The organism is Victivallis sp. (genome assembly GCF_048170485.1).
Classification (GTDB): Bacteria; Verrucomicrobiota; Lentisphaeria; order Victivallales; family Victivallaceae; genus Victivallis.
This window is the reverse complement of sequence record NZ_DBEXAY010000120.1, coordinates 1-5,834: the sequence shown is the minus strand read 5'-3', so window position 1 is coordinate 5,834 and position 5,834 is coordinate 1. Positions and strand designations below refer to the sequence as shown.

Here is a 5,834-nt window from a genome sequence, read left to right as displayed (position 1 = left end):
AATAATTGCAAGTGAAAAATTTGTATTCCTGTTGTTTTTGTATCAAAGTACCGGAAAAGATAATCCGTCGATCTATACATGAAATGCTGGCAGGTAGGGACGGAGGAAAAATGGCGAATAATTATTCATCATTGCATAGAGAGTTGCAGGACCGGTTTATGGCGCAGTTGTCTGCTGCCGGTTCTCAGACCGAGCTGGCGCGGCGAGTCGGGATCGACCAGGGGCGGATTGCAAAACTGGTGAGCGGGAAAATTAAATTCAGCAACTTGACTCTGGAGACGGTGGAGCGATTGTTTCCCGGAATGCTGACGGTGGAAGAGCCCCGCATGGGGGAGGCGCGAGTGATGAGCAAGCGCATTCAACGGATTATCGACCGGTTGACAGACGAAGAGCTTGCGGAACTGCTGGTGTGGCTGGCTACCCGGTTCCCACAGCGTGCCAAGGAGTGAATACGGCTGTTTTTCCGTGTCCGGTTGCGGGCGATGGAGCCGACAGCCAGATCGACGGTGGATTGCCCCGGTAAAGATGCAGGGAAATTTGTCGCTGAAATGTTGTATCTGGCGTCATCCGCCCGGCGGCAGAAAATACCACGACGGCTTATCACAAAAGCGTGGAGATTTCTGCTTTGCCATGTCTGGGGAACGCGTTAAGTCCTCTTGCGCAAATTTGTATTTTCAGAATCCGGGATTCTATTATAAAATGAGCAGAACAGAGGCTTGTTTTTGTTGAAAGGGAATGCCGGAATGGATTATTATGACGACCTCTTCTTCGCGCTGGCGTCGCCGGTGCCGGATTTTCACCGTCGCTGTCATGTGCCGATCTATTACGGAATCCAGTTCAACCGTTCCGGCCGGCTCCGGCTGCGCATCGGCGATGGAGAAATGCTCGAACTCGAAGGCGCCTGGGTCTTCATTACCCATCCCGGCTGCCGCTTCGAATATGAACTCGCCGGAGCGAGGCCGCACCATTATCGGGTGATCTGCTTCAACGGCGCCGCCGTCGGCCGCTACATCGAGCACGGCCTGCTGCCGATGGCGCCGGAACCGATCCGGATCACCCACGTCGACCGCTTCCGGCAGGCGATGGAGGAGACCAGCGAGGCGATTCATGCCGGGCCCGCATCGCACGCGCGCGCCGGATGGCTCCTGGAGGGGCTTCTGCTCCAGCTCCACGAGCAGGCGCCCGCCCGGCGGCTTCAGGCGTGGCAGCTGCCGCTGCTCGACGAACTCGGCGACGCGATGCGACGCCATCCGGAGCAGGAGTGGAACTTCGCCGAAGCCGCCACCCGGCTCCACGTCGGGCTGACCCATTTCCGGCGGCTGTTCCGGCAGTACTTCGGCTCATCGCCCCGGCAGTTTCTGATCCGGCTCCGGCTGGAACAGGCCGCCCGGATGCTGATCTCCTCCCGTGAGACGCTCGCCGCCGTCGCCGAAGCGGTCGGAATCGGTGACGAATACTATTTCTCCCACCTCTTCAAACAGCGCTACGGGGTATCGCCCGGCGCCTACCGCCGGGAATTTTATCGGAGCGAGTGAGGGTGCCGTCACTCTTCGACCGCTTCCCTTTCGGCGCCCGCAAGAAGCGTCAGCGTCTCGCGCGTGGCCGGAACCTGTCGGATTCCGCCCTTGCCGGCAAGCTCCGCCGGAAGGCGCACCGCCAGATAGTTGTCGCTCCAGCCGTGGGCGAATCCGTTGCGGTCCACCGTCTCGAAGATCACCGGGAGCGTCTGCCCGAGCTGGGATTCCGCAAAGCGGCGTTTCGAACGGTCCGCCGCGGCCTGCATCCGGTTGTGCCGCTCTTTGGCGGCCGCGGCGGAAATGCGTCCGGGGAGCGAGGCCGCCGGGGTGCCGCTGCGGGGCGAGTATGTAAAGACATGAAGGTTGGCGAACTGCATCGATTCGACGAAGGCGAAGCTCTCGGCAAAATCCGCGTCGGTTTCGCCCGGGAAGCCGACGATGAGATCGCTGCCGATGTGAATCCCCGGGATCCGTTTCCGCGCTTCTTCGACGAACTCCGCATAGTCACTGCAGTTGTAATGGCGGTTCATTGCCCGCAGGGTGCGGTCGCATCCGCTCTGGAGCGCGAGGTGGAGGAAACGGCAGACCCGCGGTTCGGAAGCCATCACGTCGAGCAGAGAGCGGTTGGCCGGATGCGGTTCGGTCGAACTCAGCCGGATGCGGAACTCCCCGTCGAGCGCGGCGACTGCGTGAACCAGCGCGCCGAGATCGCGGCCGGAATCGGAGTAGGCGCAGGTGTTGACGCCGGTCAGCACCAGTTCGGGGTATCCCGCTTCGATCGCGCGGCGGCAGTCGGCGAGCACCTCGTCGAAACTGCGGGAGCGCTCCGGCCCCCGGGCGTAGGGGACGATGCAGTAGGTGCAGAAGTTGTTGCATCCCTCCTGAATCTTCAGGAAGGCGCGGCTGCGGAAGGGGAATTCGGCGGTGGCGTGTTCCGTGAACGGCTCGACCGGCTGATCCAGACTTTTGCAGACACCGCCTTGCTTCTTCCCTTCGCGCAGAAAGGCTTCGATCGACGGCACGATCTCCCGTTTTTCCGGATTGGTGAGGACGAGGTCGGCGGCGCCGTCGGCGAGAAAGGCAGCCCGGTCAAGTTCGGCACTGCAGCCGGTGACCACGATGGTCGCGTTCTCCTCCTGCTGACGGAACTTCCGGACCGCCTGGCGGCTTTTGCGCGCCGCTTCCGCGGTGACCGTGCAGCTGTTGATCACGATGAGCGAAGCGTTCCGGGCGGAGTCGACGGTCTCGTAGCCGCCGGCGGCGAGCCGGGAGACCAGCAGGGCGCTGTCCGCCGAATTCAGGCGGCAGCCGAGAGTGTGAATGTAAGCGGTTTTTTTCAAGATGACAGTTCCCATTTCCTCCGCATAAGATAGAACCGGAATCGGATTTTTCAACCCGTGTGCGGCGCTTTTTCTTGCACCGGGAGCTCTTCCGCATTATATTAATAGCCGCATGATAACGAAATGGAACGATCAACCGACGGGAAACGGCATGGCACGACGCGATTACATCAGCGACAATCTGGTCGATATCCGCGACCGGCTCAAACAGTATGCGAAAACAACCGAAGCGGCCGCGGTGGATCCCCAGCTGGATCCCGCGCCCCGGGCGGCGTCACCGGCCATCCAGCCGCCGCCGACCCCTCTTGCCAGCCGCACGCCGGTCGGCCGGAGCGATGAATTGGAGCGGGGGCGGCGCGACCTGCAGGGGCGGATTGCGCGCGATCAGGCGGCAGTCTCCGCGGAGCTGGAGCTGCTCAGCGTGCGCGTGCGGGAGCTGGAGAAGTTTCAGGAGGTGCTGAACCGGGTCGCCGAGGAGTTTTCGCGCCTCTCTTCCGCGCCGGACCAGGCGAAGGCGCTGGAACGGCTCCGGATTGAGTACTTTCAGGCATCCGGCCGCTCCGCCGCATTCGGACTTCACACCGGCGCGGCGACCGGGAGAGCCGGGGGAGGGGAGCCGGAGGCAAAAGGGTTCGGCCGCCTCTTTCTGGAGGCGTTGCCGGTCGGTCTCTTTCTGCTGGCCGGCGCGCTGATTCTCGCGCTGGCGCTGGTCTTCATCTTCTGCTGAGATTCAGCCCCGGAACGGCCGCCGGAAGGAGAGTGCCGCCAGAATGGCGACGGCGGCGTCGTCGAGCGTTCCGACAAAGGGAATCGCGTCCGGAATAAGATCCACCGGCGAGATGATCCAGAGCAGGGCGAAGCACAGTGCGAACAGCAGCCGGGGAACTTCCGCCACTCCCCGCAGCAGGAGATTTTCCGTACCGAGTTCGGGGCAGGTGGTGAGGATGGTTCCGCCGCGGTCGCCGCGCAGTTCGAGCAGGCGGTGAAGCGTGACCAGGTCGCCGGTCAGTTGGGCGGTGATCGCCCGGAGTTCCATTGCGGACACATCAGGATACTCGTCCCGGGTCAGCCGCACCGCGGTGTCGGCGTCGAGTTCTTTCCTCCGGAGGGTTTCCGTGGCGATGCGCAGTTTGGCCCGGTAGGCGGCGCGATCCGTTTCGCGTTCAAGTTCGCGGAGAATCCGGCCGCAGGCGATGGCGTTTGCCGCGGGATTGCTCTGGAGCAGCAACGCCGCGCCGAGTGCCGCCGTGGCCGCAAAACAATAGAGCGCGCTCCCCTCCGGCGCTTTCAGGGCGGCGAGAAATCCGGCGGCCAGAACGAGGAACAGAAATCCGAAGCGCAGTGCGGGCCGCCGGAAACAGCATCCGGCGAGCACCGCCAGCACCGTCAGCGGCAGGAGCGGCGAAACGAAGAGATCTTTGAGAAATTCCGGCACCTGCTGGTTGATGCCGAGGAAGCCGCCCAGCTCCGCCACCCGTTCCCGGAGGAGGCCGAAGAGTGAACTGTCGAAAGCGCGGGCGGGCGACGCTCCGAAGAGCCGGGTGAGGAACATCGTAAAGGGAACCAGAAGCGTGAAGTGAAGCAGCAGATTGGCGCCGCGCGGCGAACCGAGCCGGGACTCCTCCCAGGCGAACGAGGCGACGATCACCAGAGCCAGAAGGGCGATCAGCAGATTGGTTTCGAACGTGAAGAAGAACCGGCCGAACCACGGGTCGCGGATGAAGCACACGCACGAGGCGAACTGCAATAAAATCACCAGAAAGAAATTCGGATCGGTGAAACTTCTCACCCCGGCGTGCGGGCGGAACCGTTCCGGTACGGCGGCGCGGAGAAATCGGTGAAGGATGCTCATGGTTCACCTCGCTCAAGCAACGTCTGCAACTCGGAGAACTCCCGTTTCAGCTCCCCGGCGGTGATGCGTCTCCCCTCGACCACCTGCGTGCGCCAGAACCACGGGAAGCTCCAGATGTGCTGGAGAATGTCGTGCCGGAGCCGGACCAGTTCGCGGTCCGCCGGATACCGGCGGCAGAGCGCGAGGGCGCGTTCCCGTTCGTCGAAGCCGGGTTCCCCGGGATCATCCTTGCAGCCGGCGGCGATCCACTCTCCGGCGAGCGCGAGGGCGAGCAGCCGGGTGACCCGGTTGCGCATGGCGGGCCGGAGTCCGGTAAGATCGGCGAGCGGCTGAACCAGCGCCGCCGCCTGTGCGGAACGCTCCTTCAGCTCCTCCTTCGGCGTGACGAGCAGAGCGGCGAACTCCGTTCTCGGCAGAAAGGCGCCGGCACGGGCGGTGCGTCCGAGCAGGGAGTCCGGATCGAAGGCGAGCAGTTTTCCGGTTTCCGCGAGCAGTTTCCGGGGATTGCCGCGGTAGTAGTTGAAATAGAGTTCGAGCAGCCGTTCGTTGGCGCGCGCCTTTTCCGGCGAGCGCGAGGCGAGGATTTCGCGCCCCGGCTGGAGCAGCAGGGCGGCGTACTTGCGGAACTCCCCGGCGTCGCGGGCGGCGATGGCGGCTTCGAGCCGTTCGCGGTATCCGTCGTCGACCCTCTCTTCGCCGGCGAATTCCGGCGTCGTGAGCTTTCGGCTGAACCGTTCGCGCGGAAAGGTCAGAAGCATGGCGGCGGCGGTGAGGGCCAGAAAGAAGCAGAAGAGCAGGATTGTTCCGGCGGTGAGCGGCCGCCGCGCGGCCAGTTCCGTCTCGGCCGCCTGCCGGAGTTCGGCGGGCAGCAGTTCGCGGATCGCCGCCTCGCGCTCCTCCGGCGTCATCGGCATGCCGGAGTGCGGAGCTCCCTTCCGCTGGAATTCCGGAATCAACTCTTCGCTCATTGTCTTGTCTCCTCTATAACTTACAGGAGATGGGAGCGCTTTTCAAGACGCGGGGTGCCGCCTTTCCTTTTTTTTGTCCGGAAACGTGTTACCGTTGCATCGGCAGCTTTGTGCCGGCCGCTCCTCCGGTGTCGGAAGTGACTCAAACATTTTTTGA

Annotated in this window: 6 protein-coding genes; 3 read left to right on the top strand and 3 right to left on the bottom strand. The window is 63.2% G+C overall.

The window, feature by feature from the left end; genetic code table 11:
- Window positions 1–158 precede the first annotated feature (158 nt).
- Window positions 159–449 carry a helix-turn-helix domain-containing protein gene (locus ACMLHG_RS06340; protein ID WP_417169943.1) on the top strand — a complete coding sequence of 97 codons (291 nt, stop codon included), beginning with the start codon at window positions 159–161 and terminating at the stop codon, window positions 447–449.
- Between the two features lie 294 nt (window positions 450–743).
- On the top strand, window positions 744–1,535 hold the full coding sequence (locus tag ACMLHG_RS06335; RefSeq protein WP_294433015.1) for an AraC family transcriptional regulator: 792 nt from the start codon (window positions 744–746) through the stop codon (window positions 1,533–1,535).
- An 8-nt stretch (window positions 1,536–1,543) separates the two neighbouring features.
- On the opposite strand, the gene mtaB is transcribed toward ACMLHG_RS06335, so the two are convergent.
- A complete protein-coding gene (gene mtaB, locus ACMLHG_RS06330) occupies window positions 1,544–2,872 on the bottom strand; it encodes a tRNA (N(6)-L-threonylcarbamoyladenosine(37)-C(2))-methylthiotransferase MtaB (RefSeq protein ID WP_417169942.1) in 1,329 nt (442 codons plus the stop codon).
- 136 nt (window positions 2,873–3,008) lie between these two features.
- On the opposite strand from mtaB, the gene ACMLHG_RS06325 reads away from it, so the two are divergent.
- On the top strand, window positions 3,009–3,584 hold the full coding sequence (locus ACMLHG_RS06325) for a hypothetical protein (protein WP_417169941.1): 576 nt from the start codon (window positions 3,009–3,011) through the stop codon (window positions 3,582–3,584).
- Window positions 3,585–3,587: 3 nt separating this feature from the next.
- Here the strand turns inward: ACMLHG_RS06325 and ACMLHG_RS06320 are convergent, their stop codons facing one another.
- Together ACMLHG_RS06320 and ACMLHG_RS06315 are read right to left on the bottom strand one after the other, a co-directional pair.
- Window positions 3,588–4,709, bottom strand: a complete 1,122-nt coding sequence (locus ACMLHG_RS06320) for a DUF1232 domain-containing protein (RefSeq protein ID WP_417169940.1) — start codon at window positions 4,707–4,709, stop codon at window positions 3,588–3,590.
- Complete coding sequence (locus ACMLHG_RS06315; RefSeq protein WP_417169939.1) at window positions 4,706–5,677, bottom strand: hypothetical protein; 972 nt, start codon at window positions 5,675–5,677, stop codon at window positions 4,706–4,708. Before ACMLHG_RS06315 ends, ACMLHG_RS06320 begins: the two co-directional genes overlap by 4 nt.
- Window positions 5,678–5,834: the final 157 nt, after the last annotated feature.

Excerpts from the sequence above, each read along its gene's own strand:
- ACMLHG_RS06315 (WP_417169939.1), bottom strand. The coding sequence starts at position 5,677 with ATGAGCGAAGAGTTGATTCCGGAATTCCAGCGGAAGGGAGCTCCGCAC.
- mtaB (WP_417169942.1), bottom strand. The coding sequence starts at position 2,872 with ATGGGAACTGTCATCTTGAAAAAAACCGCTTACATTCACACTCTCGGC.
- ACMLHG_RS06335 (WP_294433015.1), top strand. The coding sequence starts at position 744 with ATGGATTATTATGACGACCTCTTCTTCGCGCTGGCGTCGCCGGTGCCG.
- ACMLHG_RS06325 (WP_417169941.1), top strand. The coding sequence starts at position 3,009 with ATGGCACGACGCGATTACATCAGCGACAATCTGGTCGATATCCGCGAC.
- ACMLHG_RS06340 (WP_417169943.1), top strand. The coding sequence starts at position 159 with ATGGCGCAGTTGTCTGCTGCCGGTTCTCAGACCGAGCTGGCGCGGCGA.
- ACMLHG_RS06320 (WP_417169940.1), bottom strand. The coding sequence starts at position 4,709 with ATGAGCATCCTTCACCGATTTCTCCGCGCCGCCGTACCGGAACGGTTC.